This is a genomic window from Lysobacter sp. CA199 (assembly GCF_052078715.1).
Lineage (GTDB): Bacteria > Pseudomonadota > Gammaproteobacteria > Xanthomonadales > Xanthomonadaceae > Lysobacter.
In genome coordinates this window covers 61,224-80,808 of record NZ_JBQJIL010000004.1, presented here as the reverse complement: position 1 = coordinate 80,808, position 19,585 = coordinate 61,224, and the positions used below count along the sequence as shown (strand labels likewise).

Sequence of the window (19,585 nt, the reverse complement as noted above, 5' to 3'; positions counted from 1 at the left end):
ATATGACTATCTCATCGAACCAAGTATCCACGGGCGTCTCTGTAGTCGCTCTTATCGTCAGCTTCGTAGCTCTTGGGATATCGGTTCTTCAGTACAGGAGTGACTACTCGGAGACCGTTGTAGTGCAGCCGGGCGCCCTTCCTGTCCGTCTAATTAAGCTCGGCAAAACCGAGCTAGACCTTGAGGTTCAAAATACGAGCAGGTCAAACCTGCGATATTTCATTCGAGTGGAAAGCAATATGGGCTTCATCCACGGGCCAGTAGAGAGGACTCGGTCGGTCGCGACAGGGTACCAATCACAGGTGATTAGCCTGATGAGGTCTGACCTTCCGAAGAGTTCGTTCACCCACAGGCTTGTGCTAGACGCCGGCACGGTTGGTCCTACAGTCCGCCCACTTGCAATCTTCTCCGATCCCGAGTTCTTCCTCTCTGTTGAAGTGCTGAATGCAAGCACTGGAAAGGTTCTATTCGAAAGCACTTGCTATTACATGTTCCACACCGAGTACAAGACCTTCCAGTTGGAGCAACCGGCGGTTGATACAACAGGAGAGGCCGATAGAAGGCAAATAGCGTGTAACCCTTGAGCGCATGCGGCGCCGCCGCGAGACGGGCGACAGAACCGAGACCGCTTCGCGGTTCGGTTCAACCTTAGCGACCAGATTCTCAATCGGTGTCGCGGGCGAGTTCCGCCCGAATCAATCCACCCTGGCGATCAAGCCAACGAGCCACCCAGCCGGCCGCTGCTGCCGCCGTTCGGAACGGTCGGTCTATGTGGCTGGCGCGCGCCTTGTGCCGCCGAATGGTGGCGATGCAGCCAGCCCCATCATCCCCGATCGAGGCCAACCAGACCTCCGGCGCGGTGTCGGGAACTGCAACTAGGTGCTTTGTCGGTGCCGCGCCAAGCACTTCCCAATGGAAGCCTGACGGCAGCGGCACGTCCTGACTGGTGATTGTGTCCATGCCGACACGCTATTCGCGCGCCGTCGCAAAGGCCGCGACACAGCCATCCCGAATCTCCGATGATGCTGACGGAAGCATGCGCATAGCATTAGATAAGGCGCGAATGGATCGCAAGAAAGCTCCGGCCCGAATGAGCCAATCTCGATCGCGGAACAAGCGGCACCTGTGGTCAGCCACGGAGATACCAGCAGCCTATGCGCGCCGCGACGCAAAGCTCTAGCCGCCTGAAGAAGCTCCGAGCGAGTTCTCACTCTCAGCGATGTCCCTCTCACTGACATACTCTCGGTGTTCGTTTCGGCAATCAACGTAGTAGACGATCTCAACACCCGGCTCGCTGCGCTGGTCCGATATTCCTGCGATCTCCACGTGGTCACATTCCGGGGATTCGGCCGCTTTCAACGCCGCCTTGGGCATGAGTTCGTTGATCCTGGCCACGCCATCCTCGCCCCATTTTGCTTTCGTCTTCTCCCACCCTTCCCCACGAACGTAGAACGACGAATCAGGAATCACCTTATCCGCCGGATTCGCAGTGCTAAGTTGGCGGGGCTCCACCGCAGCGGTCGGCGGCGAACTAACATCGGGGCCGCCACAGCCAACCACGCCAGTCGCGACCAGGGTTACTACAATGATGCCGCAAAAAGAACGCGGTGTTGAGCGCATTTCTCACCTCCATGTCGGGAGGCAAATATGCACCGGCAGACTCGTTCTTGGCTACCGCCGTTATGAAAAAAAGTGACGCCGGCATCGGTCGCCGCGCATAGGCGCGCGGCGACCCCAGCCCGCTCACTCCGCAGGCGCGGCGTGCTGATCAAGAAGCTGGCGAGCCGTGCGCTTATTCAACCCGCGCACAATGGCGATCTTCTGCGCGAACACGTCGCGCGGCACAGCCTTTTTCGCTTCCCACTTCCAAACCGCGTTCTCACCACATCCGACCAGTGTTGCTAACTCGCGCCGCGACAACTCCAGCCGTTCGCGAAGCTGGCGCAGCCCGGCGGCCGAGAATCGGAACTTCTTCTCGTCAGCACTCTTCGGCGGGGCGTCGCCCTGATCATCCTGCAAACGCGGCTGAGCGGAGCGCACTGTCCCTTTCGAGACCGTCGCCAGCTGCCGTCTCAATGCGTCGCGCTCCTTCTTGATGTCCGACACCGTCTTACCCAGCGCGATGATCTTTGCCTTGAGCGGATCAATCAGCAAGCGGCATTCCTTGCGGGAGATGCGCGCAATCTTCTCGTTCAATGCAGTCGCCACGTTAGCCATTGTTGATTTTTCCTGTGTTGGTTTGATTACCGCGAATAGAGTCCGGTGTATTACGGGGCCGGGCTCATGCCCACGACTGCCAGCTGGTCGCTCCAGAGCAGCGGAGGGCTCATGCCCAGCCGATCGATCTGCACATCCGGCACCGTGTCGTCGAGAATCCCGGCGATGATCTCGGGCGCCAGCAGCGTCAAATTGATGATCCGGCCCACGTAGCTGTTGTCGGTTGACTCGCGCTCCGCGATTTCCTTCGCGGAGGCGACCTCGCCGCTCTCCAACATGCCTCGCCACCGATAGCCACGGGCGAGCGCACGCTGGAGCGACGTCAGATCGGACGCTGATGCTGCCGTCGCGACGTCCTTCGGAACCCCGATTCGCTTTCGTCCCGCGCGCCGGGTAATGCTTACCGGCAGGATGACCGTCAGTGCACCGTCGCTGGTCACGATGATGTTCGGCGAACCGGCTATTTTCATCATCGGCTTCATACAGTCACCGCCTTGCGCTCGAAATCGTTGGCGAGCGAAGCGATCCCATTAGGATGAAACCTGATCTCGATCGCCTCGGGGCGCACCACGATCTGCTCGACTAGCAACTTGACCAGCCGCTGTTGCTCAGCAGGGAATAAGGCATCCCAGACCTGATCGAACTGGCGCATCGCCACGGTCACCTTGGCCTCGTCCAGCGCGCGGTCGAGCGTGGCCGCCTGCTGCGTAATGAGTTGAAGCATGTCCTGCGAGGTCAGCAGCGTTCGCAAGTACGACACGACGAGGGACTCCACCTCCTGCGCAGGCAGGCGCGGCATCGTGGTCGCGGCTTTGCCTTCATGAATCTGCGCGGTGCTGAGGTAGTAGCGGTACATCCGGCCGTTACGCTTGGTGGTATGCCACGGTGTGAGGGCACGGCGGTCAGGCCCAAACAGGATTCCCTTGAGCAGGAAATGCACACGTGCGCGGGAGGCGTTGCCGCGAGCGTGCGCGTTCTTGGTCAGCACCGCATGCACCTGATCCCAAACGGCCCTTTCGATAATGGGCGGGTGGCATTCCGTGAAGTATTGATCCAGATGCTTCAACTCACCAAGGTAGGTGCGGTTGTGCAGGATCTTTTGAATCGTGCTCCTGTCGTGCGGTTGGGGCTCCCGAGCCCGACCTTCGCGCGTCGTCCATGCCTTGCTCTGGTAGCCCATGCCGCGTATGTCCTTGACCACAGTCAGAATCGACTCGGTCTCGATCAAGCGCCGGAAGATCAGGCGGACCTGCGCCGCCTCGGCGTGGTTCACTACCAGACGGCGGTTCTGAACGTCATAGCCCAGCGGCGGGATGCCATGCATCCACAGACCCTTCTTCTTGCTCGCTAGCATCTTGTCCCGGACCCGATCCACGGCCAGCTCGCGCTCAAACTGCGCAAACGTCATCATCATGTTCAAGGTCATGCGGCCGACCGCGTCCTTGGTGCTGAAGTTCTCGGTAATCGACACTAGCGTGACTTTGTGCTGATCCAAAAAATCAATCAGCACCGGGAAGTCGCGCATCGAACGGGTTAACCGATCCAGCTTGTAGACGACGACTACATCGATTCGCCCCTGCCGGATGTCTTCCATCAGGCGTTGCAAGACCGGCCGGTTCATGTCGCGCGCGGACACCGCCAACTCATCGTAGTCTTCGGCAACCTGCGCCCAACCTTCGCTGCGCCGGCTGGCGATGTAGTTCGCGCCGCCGTCGCGTTGCGCCTCAATAGAGTTGTACTCGCGCTCCAATCCCTCTTCGTTCGATTTTCGAGTGTAGACCGCGCATCGCGTTCGAGTTTGGACGATTGTGTTCATGCCACGATCTTTATTCTGAACGCATACCCCACCGGGAAATCGATCATAGGCACGCCGTGACTGATGAAGAATACGGCAAGCTTCTGCAGGTCACGCGGCGAAGGCGACAGCACGTCCCATCCGGACGATGCGACGCAATCGATATGGCCGTGGGCCACATCCGTCAACAATCGCTGCAACTCCGGACGGACCTCCGTCTGAGGGCAGAAGCCATCATCTACATAGACCATGAAATGTGGCGGCAGATCGGTACAACCCGTCATTCCCTTCGCTACGAGCGTCTTCTGAAACGCAATTTCCTCGCTGTTTGGCGACGATGTGTGGCAGTACACTGCGGTGCGCAGCGGCTTTCTTTCGTAGTTAGACATCGAAAATCCTTAATATTTTTTAATTCGCAGCCCAGTCAGGGCGCGGGACAGCCAGCGCTGATGCGCCGGGGTTCGGGTCGGTTCGCTGTCATGCACCTGCGGGCCGGCTTGTTCGTCGGCTCCCACCAAACTGGCCGACACGCCTGTCGCGATGATCAGCGGCACGCCAGCCACCTGAAAGCGAACCCGCAGCCGTAGGTCGTCCATGTACGAACGAGTCAACCGGTCGGTCGAGACGACCACGATCGCCCGCACAAATCCCGCGTCCATGTGCTGAAGCAGTGTCTGCAGCGCAGGCCGTCGCGTCGTTGACCCCGCCATGCCGTCGTCGCAATACGCGACCGTGGCGAACTCACCAAACGCGGCTTCGGCGGCATGCTGCGCCACCTTGAATTGCTCGGTGAGAGCTTTGGCATCCGGTTGTCCGGAGCGCACATAAATCACGATGCTTCCGCTATTTCTTTGACTGGTCATACTCCCCGTTCCTTTTTGTCGCCGCTGACTTTCAGGCCAAAGAACGCCGGCCCGGACCATCGGGTTCCAGTGATCTCCCGCGCTACCTTCGACAAGCTAGTGAACTGCCGACCTTCGTGTTCAAAAAGACCGCCGTCGAGCACCGTCACCCGATGGAGTTTTCCGCCGTGGACGCGGGTCAGGACGCTGCCTATGAGCGGCGCGGCGGTGGCGACCCGTCTGCTGACGCGGCCTGTTTCCAGCAGCTGCTTGATGCGGCGCGCGTTGTCGTCGATCAACGTTGGGTGTGAGATTCGATAAGCCTGTTCTTGAATCCGATGCGTCAGTCGCCGAATCACGTAGCGTCGATTGTTGATGCCCGGCGGCTCGCCAAATAACTCTACCCACTTGGCTTTTAGTTGATGCCAAGGCAGATCCGGCAGCGCTGAAATTTGCGCTGCTGTGGATGCTGTCTGTACCGATTGCGATGTCACGCTAGCCTCCAGGGCTCTCCAAGGAGTTGACATAGACCCTCGGTTCGCCCGCGTTATCAAGTCCAACTTTTGCGGAGAATTTCTCCGCCGGTTTCGGTCGCGCGCGCAATCGGAGCAGAGCGATTACGACCAGATCCGCCGCCGCCACGAGTCGATCGTCTTTCGCACGGCTTCGACTCATAAACTGGCTACTCTTCATCGGATGCACCTTCGCTCTTGGCGGGAACGACTTCTTTCCGAATCCACACTTCGCCGCCCTTGTAATCAATGAATCGGAAGAACTCCGGCTTCATGAGCTGATGGAGACTTGTGTACTTGCCGCGGTACTTGGATCGCTGCAGCAGCCAATCGGTGCTTGCTCGCTTCATTCCGCGCCCGTGTGCATCCGCCAGCGCACGGAAGAAGTGACGCTGCCCGCGGCGAAGATGAAGTTCTTCGTCGCCCAGGATGAGGCGATCCGCGTTGTGAGTCAGGCGGAACCACAGTGGAGGCGGCTTCGAAACCAGATCAATCAAGTGCTCTACGTTCAACCACAGCCCTTCAGTTTCCAGCTTTGCGACGCTCAGCAACGGCACGACGAAACGATCGGGCTCGGCCAGATCGCTCTCCATCAGCGTGGACGTAGTGAGCACCAGTTGCCGGCTTCCATTCTCCAAACGCAGCACATCGGACACTTGGTCATAGTTGATATGCCAGCCGCACCGCACGAGATAGACGGGGATTCTTCCGGCCCTGGTGTTGATGTACGCCAGTCGCCACAACCTGTTCTTGATCAACACGGTCGGCGCGTCGCTGACGGCGGCCATCTGGTGCGTCAACGCGTTGGGCAGCCATTCGTGATTGATCTGGACCGATTGAAACGGCACGCCGAGTTGCGCAACCGAGCCGCACTCGCTGCAACGCAGACCATGATCGCCATGTACATAGCTCTGCCTGATTTCGCTGTGGCGACAATTCATGCATGTCACTCGTATCGTTCGCCTGGGCAGGTTCATAGCGCCCAAGACGAGCAGGTTGTTGGTCCCTTCGCTTTCATCAACAGGCATAAGGGCATCCACCGGTTCGCGTTCGAACCAGCGCAAATATCGATTGAACACAGCCAACGTCCTTCGGAAAATCGCGGGCAAACAGTGCCCGTCAAGCCTCAAAAGGCTTGCTAACGAATCTCTCAGCAGTAGGGATCAGCGGATCGGCGAAGCCGACGTCGCTAGGCATCCGTGTTGTTCGCCGTCGATTTCACTATCGAGTGCGATTACGCGATCAATGCAACCCGGAATGCCGAGTTGCAGTATCAGGAGGCGCTTGATGGACCGGCCTACAGAGGGTCGCGGCTGCGCCGCGTGTTGAAACATTCCGTTGTTCATGGGGGTGGTCGCCTTCGACCATTTCTTGCTTGCAGTGTTTGCTGAACGAAGCCTATTCGGCTTCCGCGTTGTGCGCAATATCACATGCGCGACTATTTCGCCCGCAATACACATTCGTCCATCGCGATTCATCATTCGTTCGGATACAGATGGGGTCGAACTAGAAATCGACCTCGATTTCTAGCTATTTCTAGCTCATTCCTAGCTCGTTTCCCTCTTTCGCATCTAGCCACTTTGACCCGACGCTTCTCCACGGCACGCGTGTGCCGATGCATGAGAGGAGTCATCACCGTGAGCAGTACCCACCTGTCCACCGAGCAGCTTGCTGCACGCTGGGACGTCACCGTCGACACGATCGAACGGTGGCGGTCTGAAGGAATCGGGCCGCGATTCTTAAAAGTGACGCGCGCTATTCGCTATCGGCTCAGCGACGTCGAAGCCTTCGAAGAGGTCTCGGTGCGATCCCCCGAGGATGTGTCCGCGTCCGCGGGAGCGCATGCATGAGCCTGTTGCAACGCTGTGTGGACCGGCCTGCTACCGAACTTGCCGCATACGCACCCGAACTGTTGCTTGATCTCAAGCGCGAAGCGGCGTCGGCGCTGACCACGGCAAAGGCGAACGCCGAGTTGGTCGACCGCGCTTTGGATTTGAAGTACGGCCGGCTCGCCCACGCGCAGCGCTTGGCCGCCGGCAAGGACACGGGCTCAGTCACCTTCAACGACGGGCCGATTCGCATCAGTGTCGAGCTGCCGAAGAAAGTCGAATGGGACCAGGCAACGCTCGCGCGCATCGCAGACCGCATCCGCGCAGCGGGTAAAGACCCGGCTGAATTCCTGGAAGTCACCTACAAGATCAGCGAAAGCAAGTACTGCGCCTGGCCGACATCTATGCGGACCTCGTTCGATCCGGCGCGAACGCTCAAGACCGGCAAGCCTACCTTCCGACTGTCGCCGGTGGAGGAAACCGCATGAGCGGTCTGCCGATCATCACCGCCGATCAACGACTGGCGGAATCGCGCGGCGTCAAAGGTGTCCTCGTGGGCCGCTGGGGCCTGGGCAAGACCTACCAGCTGTGGACGCTCGATCCGAGCAGCACCTTGTTTATTGACATCGAAGCGGGCGACCTGGCCGTCAAGGACTGGCCGGGCGACAGCCTGCGTCCTCGTACTTGGGAAGAATGCCGCGACATTGCCGTCCTTCTGGGCGGTGCGAACCCCGCGCTCCGCGACGGCCAGTCCTTCAGCCAATGGCATTTCGATGAGGCCCGCCACCGGATCGGCGACCCCACAAAGCTGGGCAAGTACCGCACGCTCTTCATCGACTCGATTACCGTCGCCGGTCGGCTCTGCCTTCAATGGTGCAAGGGTCAACCGCAAGCGTTCTCCGACCGTACCAACAAACCTGATACCCGTGGTGCCTACGGCTTGATGGGTCAGGAGATGGTCGCTTGGTTGACCCACATCCAGCACAGCCGCGACAAGCACGTCTGGTTCGTCGGCATCCTCGATGAGCGAACCGACGACTTCAACCGCAAGGTCTACGAGTTGCAGATCGACGGTTCCAAGACCGGTCTGGAACTGCCCGGCATCGTGGATGAGGTGATCACGCTGGCCGAGATCGCGCCCAGCGAAGGAAACCCGTACCGCGCCTTCATCTGCCACACGGGCAACCCGTGGGGTTTCCCCGCCAAGGATCGTTCCGGCCGTCTCGACATGGTCGAGCCACCGGATCTGGGCCGGCTCATGCGCAAGCTCGGCGCCCCCGAAGCGGCGGCACCCAACAAAACCTCTCCCGAATAATTCGCAGGAATCCCATGTCTACCTGGAACAACTTCAACGACGCCGAGAACCCGGCGTTCTCGCTCATCCCCAAGGGCACGCTGATCAAGGTCCGCATGACCATCAAGCCCGGCGGCTACGACGACGCCAACCAAGGCTGGCTGCACGGCTGGGCCACACGCGGCGACACCGGCGCCGTCTATCTCAACGGCGAGTTTGTCGTGATGGAAGGCAAGTACGCTCGTCGCAAGCTGTGGTCGCTGATCGGGCTGTACAGCGCAAAAGGACCGACCTGGGGCCAGATGGGCCGCAGCTTCATCAAGGGCGCGCTGAACTCCGCGCTCGGTCTGCACCCCGACGACATGGGCGCGACCGCGCAGGCTGGGCGCTGCATCGCCAGCTTCGGCGATCTCGACGGTCTGATCTTCGCCGCTCAGGTCGACTGGGAGAAGGACGGCTACGGCCAGGACAAGGCGGTGATCAAGATGCCGATCATGCCCGATCACCCGCAGTACAAAGAGGTGATGGGTACCGCTTCCGCGTCTTCGAAGGCGGCATCGGCGGCGACGGGCGCGATTCCGGCGCACATGGCGCAGGCAGCGCAGGCGGCGGCGCATGCCGGCCCCGTGCCGACGTGGGCGCAGTGAGGCGAACGCCATGCCCACCGACACCATGCTGCAAGACCAGTATCCCAACAGCAGCGGTATCTACACGCCGTTGCGGAAACTCACCGGCACCGAGATCGAGAACCAGATCGACGCATTGCGACGATTGGCGCAGCAGCACTTCGACCACGCCGAGGCGTTGATCGCGTACCGCGACCGCGTCTTCGATAAGTCGCGTCATGGCCGATGACGTTCTGTTGGGCCTGCGGCAAACCGGCGCGCGGCTTCGGCCATCTGGACCTACGCCGTCGGATCGGTGATCCGCGGCGGGCGCCGTACCGATGGGCGTTCTGCTCGACGGTCTGCCAAAACGCTTTCCACCAACTCTACGACACCCGAAGCCGGAGCGATCCGGCTTCGATAGAGGAGCTACTGCCTGTGACTCATCCGCTCACCCATGACGCGCAGCGCGCGTGCCTGCAAGCACTGGCTTCGGTTGCCCGTCGCATCGGCTTCGATACGCCGCTCGGTCACTACAACCAAGCGCAAGCCGTCGAAGTCATCGAATCCATTACGCACGCCTACGAGGCATCGATCCGGGCGCAGTCCAATCCAAGCGCTTACAAGGTCGCGCTGCCCCTGGACGGATTCGAAAACGATTCGATTCCCTTCTGAATTTTGGCTTGCCATTTTTATTCTGGCATTTGCCACTTTTGGCGCGAAGAACATGCTTGATTTCAACACGCACGATCTGTCCGAGCACGTAGGCGCGCTGATCGACACCGCGATGGAGCACGAGGCGGCGTTGTTGCCGCCGCGCGCCTACCTCGGTGCGTCCAGTCTCGGCGAGGACTGCGCTCGCCGTTTGCAGTTCCAATACTTCAACGCACCGAAGGACATCGGCCGGCACTTCCCCGGCCGCGTGTTGCGCGTGTTCGCGCGCGGCCATCGCGTCGAGGATTGGATGGCGGCGTGGCTACGCCTGGCCGGGTTCGATCTTCGCGACCGCAACGATCAAGGCGATCAGTTCGGCTTCGTTGCAGCGAGTGGCCGAGTGCGCGGGCACGCCGATGGCGTCATTGTCGCCGGCCCAAACAGCTTCTCCTACCCGATGCTTTGGGAGAACAAGGCGGTCGGCGCTAAGACTTTCCGCGAGCTACAGAAAAAGCGTCTCGCCGCCAGTCGACCGGTCTATGCGACGCAGATAGCGCTGTATCAAGCCTACCTCGGCCTGCACGAACAGCCTGCGTTATTCACCGCCATCTGCGCCGACGATATGTCGATCTACGCCGAGCGCTTGCCGTTCGATCGCGGCTTAGCCCAGCACGCGTCCGACCGTGCCGTCCAAATTCTGCGCGCTTGTGACGCCGCCGAATTGCTTCCCCGTATCAGCACCACCCCTACCCATCAAACCTGTCGCTACTGCCCTTGGCAGGACCGTTGCTGGTCCCTGCCAATCTCTTCCACACAATAAATGAGAATCCTATGAACGCAGACGTTATGTCCCTGCATGCATCGAACTCCAATGAACTGATCGCGGCGTTGGTGGCGCTTCCAGATAACGTGCAGTACAAAATTCATGACGTTCTGATCACGCCCGTCCTGGCGAGCGCATGGCTACGACGCAACGAGGCCAATCGAAAGCTTCGACAGCGTGCCGTTACGCAGTATGCCCGCGACATCCAACGCGGCGCGTGGAAGCCGACTGGCGAAACCATCAAGTTCAGTACGAGCGGCCGCCTGCTCGACGGGCAACACAGATTGGCGGCCATCGTGGAGTCCGGTGTAGCCGTGCGCATGGGCGTGGCCACCGGCTTGGACAACAGCGCCTTCGACGTGATCGATACCGGTCGTTCGCGCACTGGCGCGGACGTTCTGGTCATCGAGGGTGTGGGTCTGCGAGAGTCCTCGACCGTCGCAGCCGCGATGCCGCTGATCTTGAATTACCAGCGCGGATTGATCCCGCACAGTCGGGCGCAATACCCCAATCAAGAATTGATTGAGGCATGGAGCACTCAGGCGACGATTCGGCGTAGCAGCCAGTTCGTCGCCAAGTTGCCTCGCAAGGTGATGCCAATCAGTCACTCCAAAGCGTTATTTCTGCACTGGGCGTTCTGCCAGCGCAACGTTGATGCTGCCGACGAATTCGTTGAACGACTGTTTACCGGCGAACACCTCGGTAAGACCGAGCCGCTCTATCACCTGCGTCAACGATTACTACAGGTCCGCATGGAGGGGCAATCTCTCCCGGATACCGTAGTGCTGCACGCAGGCATCAAGGCTTGGAATGCGACCCGCACGGGGCGTTCCTACTCGACGTGGCGACCGGTGTTCCCGCGCTCTGATGAAACTTTCCCGGAGATCGCCCGATGAACCTATCGTTCCATCCGCTTTGCTTGGCATTGCCCGATATGGCGGCCGAGGCGTTCAAGGGACTGGTTACAGATGTTCGCCGCAATGGCCAACTGCGGGACATCGTGCTGTACGAAGGGATGATCCTCGACGGTCGTCATCGTTATCGCGCCTGCCTGGAGTGCGGCATCGAACCTCGAACGATCGAGTTCAGTGGCGCCGATCCTGTCGCATTCGTGATCAGCGAGAACGTGGCGCGTCGGCACCTCACCGAATCGCAGCGCGCGATGGTCGCGGCAAGCCTGGCCAATCTGAGCCAGGGCAACCCCGGCAAACCGGCACATTTGCCGGTTTGCCCGATGAAACAGGGACAAGCCGCTGATTTGCTGGGAGTTTCTGAGCGGTCTGTTCGGAAAGCTCAAGACGTTCGCAAAAGCGGTACGCCGAAGCTGGTCACCAAGGTGGAGACCGGCCAAATCACGGTGAGCGAGGGCGCAAAAATTGCTTCGCTAGGCGTCAAGTCTCAGGACCGCATTGTCCAGATCGAGGACAAGCGAGAACGTAAGCATGAACTGACTCGCGCGCTCAACATCAGCCAAGGTCGAAAGCATCACGAACCACGCACCGACTTCATCGAAGTCGTGGACCAGCCGGGCTGGATCGTTACGTTCATGGCCCGCTTGGAGAGTTTGATTCAGTGCGCAACAAACGCGAACATCGAGATCGACACCTTCGCTCGTCGCCTTTTCGATGACGCGAACTGGAACGACCCGAGATTTGTTGAGCGCTACGAACGGTGCTTACCGTGGCTGCTGGCTGTTGCCGAACTGCGGAACGAGGTAACCCCGCGTAGTAGGAGTACGGCATGATGGATTTCAATAACGCTCCGGTTACGCCGGGAGGCGCTCGTGCGCGTCGAGACGATGTTCGCGACGCGCTGTTACTGCGCCTTGAAGGTGTCCTGCAAGCATTGCTGCCGAAGGGCAAGGTGCGGCACGGCAAGTTCATCGTCGGCGACGTGACGGGCGTGGCCGGCGACAGCCTGGAAGTTGAATTGGTCGGCGACAAAGCCGGGCTGTGGAAGGATCACGCCAGCGGTGAGGGCGGTGATGTGTTCGACCTGATCGCTGCTCACCACCGAATGGACGCTCGGCGCGAGTTTGCGAAGGTGCTGGACGAGGCCGACGCGTTGCTGGGCCGCGCACCCGATGCGCCGCCACCACGGCGTAAACGCTCGGAGCCGGCGATGGACGACCTGGGTCCGCACACGGCTCGTTGGGACTACCTCACCGCCGAGGGTGAGTTGATCGGCTGTGTCTACCGATACGATCCACCCGAAGGTAAGCAGTATCGCCCTTGGGACGCCAAGCGCCGTAAGCAGCAGGCACCGTCGCCCCGGCCGCTCTATAACCAGCCCGGCATGGCGTCGGAAAATGAAGTGGTTCTGGTCGAAGGCGAGAAGTCGGCCGATGCCCTGATCGAGTTGGGCGTCTGCGCGACCACGTCCATGAACGGCGCCAACGCACCGATCGACAAGACGGATTGGTCGCCGTTGTGCGGCAAGCATGTCCTGATCTGGCCCGACAAGGATAAGCCCGGTTGGGAGTACGCCATGCAGGCCGCGCAGGCCGCCTTCCAGGCCGGCGCCGAATCGTGTGCGCTGCTGCATGTGCCCGAGGACAAGCCTCTGGCCTGGGATGCAGCGGATGCGCGCGCCGAGGGATTCGACATCGCCGGGTTCCTGCGGGCGGGCGAACGCACCTTCCTGTCGCCGGGCACCGAAGACGCGCCGCCACCTATCGATTTCGCAGGGCTGGACTGGAGCAGCGACGACGGTCTCGGCCTGGCCTTCACCCGGCGATACGGGGATGACTGGCGCTACTGCGCCGCATGGGGCCAGTGGCTAAGCTGGACCGGTACGCGCTGGAACCCGGATCGAACTCTCGTCCTGCAGCACTTGGTGCGCGGTGTCTGTCGTGCGGCGCAAGCGTTCGCCGATAAGCCCACGCAGCGTTCGAAGCTGGCGTCGGCTTCGACTGTGGGCGGCGTTGACCGCCTCGCTCGCAGCGATCCGCGCCACGCCTCCTGGGCCGAGGATTGGGACCGCGATCCGTGGGCGTTGAACACGCCGCAGGGCATTGTGGACCTGCGTGACGGCGAATTGCGTCGCCATGCACGTGGCGAACACATGACCAAGTTGACCACGGCCAGCCCACATGGGGACTGCCCGACTTGGCGGCGCTTCCTGGGCGATGTCACTGGCGGCGATGTTGATCTAGCGTCGTACCTGCAGCGCGTCGTCGGCTACTGCCTGACCGGCGTCACCCGCGAGCACGCGCTGTTCTTCCTGTATGGCACCGGCGCTAACGGCAAGTCTGTGTTCGTAAACACCCTGGCCACGATCTTGGGCGACTACGCCACCAATGCGCCGATGGACACGTTCATGGAGACCCGCGGCGAACGCCATCCGACCGAACTGGCCGGTCTGCGTGGCGCGCGCTTCGTGGCCGCTGTGGAGACCGAGGAAGGCCGGAGGTGGAACGAGGCGAAGCTCAAGGCCATCACTGGCGGCGACAAGATCAGCGCGCGATTCATGCGCCAGGACTTCTTCGAATACATCCCGCAGTTCAAGTTGGTGGTCGCCGGCAATCACAAACCGGCGATTCGCAATGTGGACGAGGCCATGAAGCGACGCCTGCACCTAGTCCCATTCACCGTCACCATCCCGCCCGAACGCCGCGACGCTCGCTTGACGGAAAAGTTGCTGGCCGAGCGCGACGGAATCATCGGCTGGGCGGTACAGGGTTGCCTGGACTGGCAGCACAGTGGACTGCGTCCGCCGCAGTGCGTAATCGATGCGACCGATGAATATTTCGAAGGCGAAGACGCGCTCGGCCACTGGATCGAGGAACGCTGCTACGTGCATGCGCAAGCCAAGGCCACTGCAACAGACCTATTCACCGACTGGCGCGAGTGGGCCGAGGGCAATGGCGAGTTCGTCGGCTCGATCAAGCGATTCTCCGATCTGTTGACCGCGCGGCAGTTCAGCAAGTTCAAGGGCGGCAAAGGCGTCCGCTACTTCGCTGGTCTGAGCCTCAAGCCCAAATCCTTTACGCAGTACGGAGGTGCGAGCCATGAATAAAATCAATCAGTTGGAAGGGCGGGTGGCGGATGAGGCACGTTTGCCTGTTCCCCCTTATGTGTGTGTGCGCGCGCAGGCACGCGCATCAACTAGCAGTCCCGCCTCATCCGCCACCCAGCCCGTCGATGACACCGCTCCGATGCTGTTGGCGCTCGATTTGGGAACGACGTTGGGCTGGGCTGTGCGCCTGTCCGGTCAGGCCATGAGCGGGACCGAGCGCTTCAAGGTGGGCCGCTTCGAAGGCGGCGGCATGCGCTACCTGCGCTTCGTTCGTTGGCTCGATGATCTGTGCCGCTTCGCTGGGCTGCCTGCGACCGTCTATTTCGAGGAAGTGCGCCGGCACAAGGGCGTCGATGCCGCGCACGTCTACGGCGGCTTTCTGGCACAGCTCACCGCGTGGTGTGAGCGCCATGCCGTTCCGTACCAAGGCGTGCCGGTCGGCACGATCAAGAAGTTCGCCACCGGCAAGGGCAACGCCAACAAGACCGCGATGATCGAGGCAGCGAAACATTGGGGGCATGAACCGGCCGACGACAACGAAGCTGATGCGTTGGCGCTTCTGCATTGGGCGGCGGCGCAGGAGCAGGCTCATGTCTGACTGGTCGTTGCAGCAGGTCGCTGACCGATTCCAAGAGGCCGCGGTGACCGCGCGGCGGTTGCCGCCGGCCAGAGTGCAGGGCTATGCCTCCTACTGGCCGGACATCCAGCGCCAGTCCTGGGAGGGGTACGCGGACGAGCGTATCGTGCTGCGCTTCCCGGCATCGCCGGGAGCGATTGATCGCTTCGGCGAGACCGTGCGTTGGTTACGTTGGCTCGATCAGGATCAGCGTCGGCTGGTTTGGCTGCGGGCGCAGTACGTGCCCTGGCGCGAGGTCTGCGCGCGCACGGGCTTGATCCGTAAGACAGCGTGGCGTCACTGGCAGCACGCCATCGTGGTGATCACGGTGCGCCTCAATGGCCCGCTGCCCCGCATCGCGGAAGTGGATTCGAATGAATCGGAACGTGCCTGCGAATGAGTTTCGGCTTACGCCGGTCTAAACCGGTTTAAACCGGCTTAACCGGAAGTTGGGGATGTCCCAACTTCCCCGGTTTTGCCCTAGCCTAGACGGCATGCTGATCACCCTGCGTCGATGAGACCTCGACGCAACGTGGCCGCGACACAGGCCGCACGTGAGGCGCTCGAAGTCGTCGCCACCGACGCCCAACCTCGAAACCTCGCGGCCCACGTCGGCGCACACGTCGCGCCGGTCGGGCTGAAATCGCGGGTCCTTCCCCGCCGATTTCCTATGCGGGGGGCATAGCCGCAAAACCTCGCTAGCGTCAATCTTTTTCTTCGGGTTTGCAGTCCCTGCAACCCGGTTCGCACTCGGACATCCCTTGAGCCTTCAGATCGAACAGCGCCCGATCGAGGCGCTCATTCCGTTTGCACGGAATGCAAGAACACACTCTGACGCGCAGGTTGCGCAGATCGCCGCCAGCATCGTCGAGTGGGGTTGGACCAATCCGATTTTGATCGACGGCGACAACGGCATCATCGCCGGTCACGGTCGTTTACTAGCGGCTCGCAAGCTTGGGCTGGCCGACGTGCCAGTGATCGAGCTTGCCTACCTGACCCCAGCGCAGAAGCGCGCCTACGTCATCGCCGATAACCGACTGGCCGAGAACGCCGGCTGGGATGAGGAGTTGCTGGCTCTGGAACTTGCCGAGCTTCGCGACGCCGATTTCGATCTGGACCTGATCGGCTTCTCCGAAGAGGAACTGGACGAACTACTGGACGGCCAAGCCGAAGGTCAAACGGACGAGGATGCTGTACCCGAAGCGGAGAGCAAGCCGGTCTCGCGAGCTGGTGATGTTTGGGTCTGCGGCAATCACAAGGTGGTCTGCGGCGATGCCACGCGCGCGGATGACTACTCCGCGCTGCTAGGCGGCGAGCTGATCGACATGACCTTCACCGATCCACCCTACAACGTCGATTACGGCAACAACCCTCGCGACAAGATTCGCGGCACGCAGCGCGAAATCCTCAACGACAATCTCGGCACGGACTTCGGTGCGTTCTTGGAGAGCGCTTGCCGGCAGATGCTGGAGGTGACCAAGGGCGCGATCTACATCGCCATGTCCTCGTCCGAGCTAGATCGCTTGCAGGTCGCATTCCGCGCTGCAGGCGGTCGCTGGTCCGACTTCATCATCTGGGCCAAAAACCAGTTCGTGATGGGTCGGGCCGACTACCAGCGGCAGTACGAGCCGATCCTCTACGGCTGGAAGGAAGGTAACGACCGCTTCTGGTGCGGCGCGCGCGACCAGGGCGACGTCTGGTTCATCGACCGACCCCGCAAGAGCGAACTGCATCCGACGATGAAACCGGTGGCGCTGGTTGAGCGGGCGATCCGCAACAGCAGCAAGACCCGCGATCTGATTCTCGATCCGTTCGGCGGCTCGGGCACGACCATGATCGCCGCCGAGAAGACCGGTCGCCATGCCCGCCTGATCGAACTGGACCCGAAGTACGTTGATGTCATCGTGCGCCGATGGCAGGAGTTCACCGGCCAGGCCGCGAGCCGGCAGAGCGATGGCGCGTCGTTCGATGACGCCGCGCGCGAGACCGCACTTGCCGGCAATGCATGACCCGGCCCGCGTACTACAACGAGATCGATCCGTATTCGTGCGCGTGGCTACGCAACCTGATCGCCGCGAGCCTGATCCCAGCCGGCGACGTGGATGACCGAGACATCCGATCTGTTTCCGCAGACGATTTGCGCGGTTACGGCCAATGCCACTTCTTCGCCGGGGTCGGTGGCTTCCCCTACGCCTGCCGGCTCGCCGGCTGGCCCGACGACGAAGCAATCTGGACGGGCGGCTTCCCCTGCCAGCCGTTCAGCGTCGCGGGAAGACAGCGCGCGCAGGCGGATGACCGTCACCTCTGGCCGGAGCTGCATCGCCTTATTGCATGCGCGCGACCCGCTGCATTCCTGGGCGAAAACGTTACTGGCCTCATCCCGCTGGCGCTCGACGGAGTTCTGTCTGATCTGGAGGCCGAGGGCTACGCCAGCCGGGCGATTGTTGTTCCAGCTTGTGCCGTCAACGCCCCGCATCGACGCGACCGGGTCTGGATCGTCGGACGGCGTTTGGCCGACACCGCTGGTGCCCAGCGGTGGACGCAGCGTGCCGCCGGGAACGACGTCGACCGGGAAGATGCCGAACGGAAAGAAGCGCACCATCGAACTGGCGCATCTAGCGAAGTTAGTCTGGCCGACCGCGACGGCGAACGACGCCGAGAAGCGCGGCGACTTTGCGGCCGAGCGGCGCAACGGCCTGCCGGGCGTGGCGAAGGCAGTGTGGAGCACGCCGCGCGCGAGCGACGGCGCGAAGGGCAGTCCGGGCCAACGCTTCGGCAGCGGGGCCATGTTGCCGCTGCCTGCGCAGGCGGTGTGGGCAACGCCGACGACGCGGGATCACAAAGACGCATCGAGCGTTGGCAGCGCACCGGAGAATGCGCTGCTTGGGAGACAGGTCAAACCCTCGCCGGCCGGCGGATACCTGAATCCGGAATTCGTCTTCTGGCTCATGGGATACCCGCCCGAATTCCTCGCCTGCGCGCCGCCGGCAACGCGATCGTCCCGCAGGTTGCCGCCGAAATCCTCCGCGCCTTGCGCCGCTGACGCTGCGCTTGCGCGCAGCGCCAGGGTGGACCCGCCTCAGTCTGCGTCGGTGAAGCCGGCGTAGCGCGCGTAGTCGTAACCCTCCGGCCGGATGTACAGGTCAATGCGGGCGGGTGCGCGCACCACAATGCATTGATCACCATTCCCCTTGAAGCCGACAATCCAGTCCTGTGCGCTGGTTAGATCGCGCACATACGCGTCGTACTCAGCGGCCGTCATGGTCTTGATCGAAATGACGCGAATGCGCTGCTCTTCGATGTAGTACCCGCCGTGCTCGCGCAGCATCGCGCGCAGGCTAGTCGGCTTGCGAGAGAATCGAACATTGACTGGATAGGGCCTGCAAATCGTGATGGTCATGACGCGCTCCGTGGTTGGTGTGGCGTCATGAACGCTTCATTCCAAACCGAAGCCAAGCGATAAATCGCGATGTTTTTGCAGCCCGAGAAAGCCGTTTAGGTGTCGGACAAGAACAGTCATTCTCAGAACGAAATCGGCGCGCATGATCTGCGCGCCGACTCGCAATCGAACCGTTAGGCCGGCTCAAGCCACCCGGAGTTCGGATTGAACTTCAGGGCGACACCGGAGCGGATCGGGGTGTTGCTGCCCCAATAGATGTCGTTCGCGTAAGCGCTGCGATATTGCACCGCGCGCAATGCCTGCTCGGCTGTCAGGCCGCACTCGATGAAGTAGTCTCGAAGCTCGAAATCGCCTGCTGACTCGTTGTTGCTGAGTTGGTCCTCGACCAGCGTCAGGAGAACTTCGGGCAGCGATGCGAGTACCGGGTCGGGGCCTGTGTTGTCGTTCTGGATCATGGTGTGGTCTCCATGTTGGGAGCCCATGAACGCTTCAATTCAAAGGAACATCAAGCGGAACAGCGGCGATGGACTCGGCCAATAGCTGAAGATTCGTTGGCGCGGACAGCCGTCGTTTATGGTCGAATCCAAAGAACCAAATCCCGACCAACGATAAGTTCCCATTCGCATCTGGGTGCAGATAAAGCGTGGGGCGCTCCGGTGTAATCACAGCCACATATCGTTTCTGACCCAGTGCGTCGACCGCGACGAAATCGCTCGGCCACGGTCGCCGTTCCGATAAGTGGCGGACGAAATCGTCATACGCGTCCGGTCCATCCAAATGGACGACCGCGCCAATGACGCCATCTTCGTACCAGAACACGGCTTCGTCCGACAGAATCCACGTCAACTGGAACGCGGTGGGCGGCGGCAGGCAGACACGCAGGGTCAGAGATTGACCTACGGTAAAGGAGCTGAGAAAGACTTCGCGCAGAGCGACAGCCTCCATAGCTTTGCGGGCGTTGCGCTTCATAGGATGTCCTTT

Annotated in this window: 27 protein-coding genes; 15 read left to right on the top strand and 12 right to left on the bottom strand. The window is 61.2% G+C overall.

Annotated features, from left to right (window positions below):
- Window positions 1–2 precede the first annotated feature (2 nt).
- A complete protein-coding gene (locus tag ACTOWJ_RS07550) occupies window positions 3–584 on the top strand; it encodes a hypothetical protein (protein ID WP_441333987.1) in 582 nt (193 codons plus the stop codon).
- A gap of 79 nt (window positions 585–663) precedes the next feature.
- On the opposite strand, the gene ACTOWJ_RS07545 is transcribed toward ACTOWJ_RS07550, so the two are convergent.
- From ACTOWJ_RS07545 to ACTOWJ_RS07505, 9 genes are all read right to left on the bottom strand, one after another.
- Window positions 664–960: a hypothetical protein gene (locus ACTOWJ_RS07545; protein WP_441333986.1), complete on the bottom strand. Its 297-nt coding sequence runs from the start codon at window positions 958–960 to the stop codon at window positions 664–666.
- A gap of 216 nt (window positions 961–1,176) precedes the next feature.
- Window positions 1,177–1,620 carry a hypothetical protein gene (locus tag ACTOWJ_RS07540; protein ID WP_441333985.1) on the bottom strand — a complete coding sequence of 148 codons (444 nt, stop codon included), beginning with the start codon at window positions 1,618–1,620 and terminating at the stop codon, window positions 1,177–1,179.
- A 123-nt stretch (window positions 1,621–1,743) separates the two neighbouring features.
- Window positions 1,744–2,217: a helix-turn-helix domain-containing protein gene (locus tag ACTOWJ_RS07535; protein ID WP_441333984.1), complete on the bottom strand. Its 474-nt coding sequence runs from the start codon at window positions 2,215–2,217 to the stop codon at window positions 1,744–1,746.
- 50 nt (window positions 2,218–2,267) lie between these two features.
- A complete protein-coding gene (locus tag ACTOWJ_RS07530; RefSeq protein WP_441333983.1) occupies window positions 2,268–2,699 on the bottom strand; it encodes a hypothetical protein in 432 nt (143 codons plus the stop codon).
- On the bottom strand, window positions 2,696–4,033 hold the full coding sequence (locus ACTOWJ_RS07525; RefSeq protein WP_441333982.1) for a recombinase family protein: 1,338 nt from the start codon (window positions 4,031–4,033) through the stop codon (window positions 2,696–2,698). The genes ACTOWJ_RS07530 and ACTOWJ_RS07525 overlap by 4 nt, the downstream gene beginning before the upstream one ends.
- Window positions 4,030–4,401, bottom strand: a complete 372-nt coding sequence (locus tag ACTOWJ_RS07520; RefSeq protein ID WP_441333981.1) for a recombinase family protein — start codon at window positions 4,399–4,401, stop codon at window positions 4,030–4,032. Before ACTOWJ_RS07520 ends, ACTOWJ_RS07525 begins: the two co-directional genes overlap by 4 nt.
- Before the next feature lie 9 nt (window positions 4,402–4,410).
- Window positions 4,411–4,875, bottom strand: a complete 465-nt coding sequence (locus ACTOWJ_RS07515) for a recombinase family protein (RefSeq protein WP_441333980.1) — start codon at window positions 4,873–4,875, stop codon at window positions 4,411–4,413.
- A complete protein-coding gene (locus ACTOWJ_RS07510; RefSeq protein WP_441333979.1) occupies window positions 4,872–5,348 on the bottom strand; it encodes a DUF2924 domain-containing protein in 477 nt (158 codons plus the stop codon). Before ACTOWJ_RS07510 ends, ACTOWJ_RS07515 begins: the two co-directional genes overlap by 4 nt.
- Window positions 5,349–5,536: 188 nt before the next feature.
- Window positions 5,537–6,445 (bottom strand): hypothetical protein, encoded by a 909-nt coding sequence (locus ACTOWJ_RS07505; protein WP_441333978.1) that lies wholly within the window; start codon window positions 6,443–6,445, stop codon window positions 5,537–5,539.
- 558 nt (window positions 6,446–7,003) lie between these two features.
- On the opposite strand from ACTOWJ_RS07505, the gene ACTOWJ_RS07500 reads away from it, so the two are divergent.
- The 14 genes from ACTOWJ_RS07500 to ACTOWJ_RS07435 all read left to right on the top strand — a co-directional run bounded on the left by ACTOWJ_RS07500 (window position 7,004) and on the right by ACTOWJ_RS07435 (window position 18,247).
- Window positions 7,004–7,216 carry a helix-turn-helix transcriptional regulator gene (locus tag ACTOWJ_RS07500; RefSeq protein WP_441333977.1) on the top strand — a complete coding sequence of 71 codons (213 nt, stop codon included), beginning with the start codon at window positions 7,004–7,006 and terminating at the stop codon, window positions 7,214–7,216.
- Entirely contained in the window at window positions 7,213–7,683 is a 471-nt protein-coding gene (locus ACTOWJ_RS07495; protein ID WP_441333976.1) for a hypothetical protein, read from the top strand. Before ACTOWJ_RS07500 ends, ACTOWJ_RS07495 begins: the two co-directional genes overlap by 4 nt.
- Entirely contained in the window at window positions 7,680–8,510 is an 831-nt protein-coding gene (locus tag ACTOWJ_RS07490) for an ATP-binding protein (protein WP_441333975.1), read from the top strand. Before ACTOWJ_RS07495 ends, ACTOWJ_RS07490 begins: the two co-directional genes overlap by 4 nt.
- Before the next feature lie 14 nt (window positions 8,511–8,524).
- On the top strand, window positions 8,525–9,136 hold the full coding sequence (locus tag ACTOWJ_RS07485) for a hypothetical protein (protein WP_441333974.1): 612 nt from the start codon (window positions 8,525–8,527) through the stop codon (window positions 9,134–9,136).
- Window positions 9,137–9,146: 10 nt separating this feature from the next.
- Window positions 9,147–9,344, top strand: a complete 198-nt coding sequence (locus ACTOWJ_RS07480) for a hypothetical protein (protein ID WP_441333973.1) — start codon at window positions 9,147–9,149, stop codon at window positions 9,342–9,344.
- 188 nt (window positions 9,345–9,532) lie between these two features.
- Entirely contained in the window at window positions 9,533–9,769 is a 237-nt protein-coding gene (locus tag ACTOWJ_RS07475; RefSeq protein WP_441333972.1) for a DUF6511 domain-containing protein, read from the top strand.
- Between the two features lie 52 nt (window positions 9,770–9,821).
- A complete protein-coding gene (locus ACTOWJ_RS07470) occupies window positions 9,822–10,568 on the top strand; it encodes a PD-(D/E)XK nuclease family protein (RefSeq protein ID WP_441333971.1) in 747 nt (248 codons plus the stop codon).
- 11 nt (window positions 10,569–10,579) lie between these two features.
- Window positions 10,580–11,467 (top strand): hypothetical protein, encoded by an 888-nt coding sequence (locus ACTOWJ_RS07465; protein ID WP_441333970.1) that lies wholly within the window; start codon window positions 10,580–10,582, stop codon window positions 11,465–11,467.
- On the top strand, window positions 11,464–12,315 hold the full coding sequence (locus tag ACTOWJ_RS07460; RefSeq protein WP_441333969.1) for a hypothetical protein: 852 nt from the start codon (window positions 11,464–11,466) through the stop codon (window positions 12,313–12,315). Before ACTOWJ_RS07465 ends, ACTOWJ_RS07460 begins: the two co-directional genes overlap by 4 nt.
- Window positions 12,312–14,588, top strand: a complete 2,277-nt coding sequence (locus ACTOWJ_RS07455) for a phage/plasmid primase, P4 family (protein ID WP_441333968.1) — start codon at window positions 12,312–12,314, stop codon at window positions 14,586–14,588. The genes ACTOWJ_RS07460 and ACTOWJ_RS07455 overlap by 4 nt, the downstream gene beginning before the upstream one ends.
- Entirely contained in the window at window positions 14,581–15,186 is a 606-nt protein-coding gene (locus ACTOWJ_RS07450) for a hypothetical protein (protein ID WP_441333967.1), read from the top strand. The genes ACTOWJ_RS07455 and ACTOWJ_RS07450 overlap by 8 nt, the downstream gene beginning before the upstream one ends.
- Window positions 15,179–15,604 (top strand): DUF6362 family protein, encoded by a 426-nt coding sequence (locus ACTOWJ_RS07445; RefSeq protein WP_441333966.1) that lies wholly within the window; start codon window positions 15,179–15,181, stop codon window positions 15,602–15,604. The genes ACTOWJ_RS07450 and ACTOWJ_RS07445 overlap by 8 nt, the downstream gene beginning before the upstream one ends.
- Window positions 15,605–15,965: 361 nt before the next feature.
- A complete protein-coding gene (locus ACTOWJ_RS07440) occupies window positions 15,966–17,213 on the top strand; it encodes a site-specific DNA-methyltransferase (protein ID WP_441333965.1) in 1,248 nt (415 codons plus the stop codon).
- Window positions 17,210–18,247, top strand: a complete 1,038-nt coding sequence (locus ACTOWJ_RS07435) for a DNA cytosine methyltransferase (protein ID WP_441333964.1) — start codon at window positions 17,210–17,212, stop codon at window positions 18,245–18,247. Before ACTOWJ_RS07440 ends, ACTOWJ_RS07435 begins: the two co-directional genes overlap by 4 nt.
- A gap of 36 nt (window positions 18,248–18,283) precedes the next feature.
- Here ACTOWJ_RS07435 and ACTOWJ_RS07430 read toward each other — a convergent pair whose 3' ends face one another.
- The 3 genes from ACTOWJ_RS07430 to ACTOWJ_RS07420 form a co-directional block, all read right to left on the bottom strand.
- The gene (locus tag ACTOWJ_RS07430; RefSeq protein WP_441333963.1) at window positions 18,284–18,604 is read right to left on the bottom strand and encodes a hypothetical protein; all 321 of its coding nucleotides are present in this window, start codon (window positions 18,602–18,604) and stop codon (window positions 18,284–18,286) included.
- 173 nt (window positions 18,605–18,777) lie between these two features.
- A complete protein-coding gene (locus tag ACTOWJ_RS07425; RefSeq protein ID WP_441333962.1) occupies window positions 18,778–19,059 on the bottom strand; it encodes a hypothetical protein in 282 nt (93 codons plus the stop codon).
- A 34-nt stretch (window positions 19,060–19,093) separates the two neighbouring features.
- Window positions 19,094–19,573 (bottom strand): hypothetical protein, encoded by a 480-nt coding sequence (locus ACTOWJ_RS07420; protein WP_441333961.1) that lies wholly within the window; start codon window positions 19,571–19,573, stop codon window positions 19,094–19,096.
- Between the last annotated feature and the right edge of the window lie 12 nt (window positions 19,574–19,585).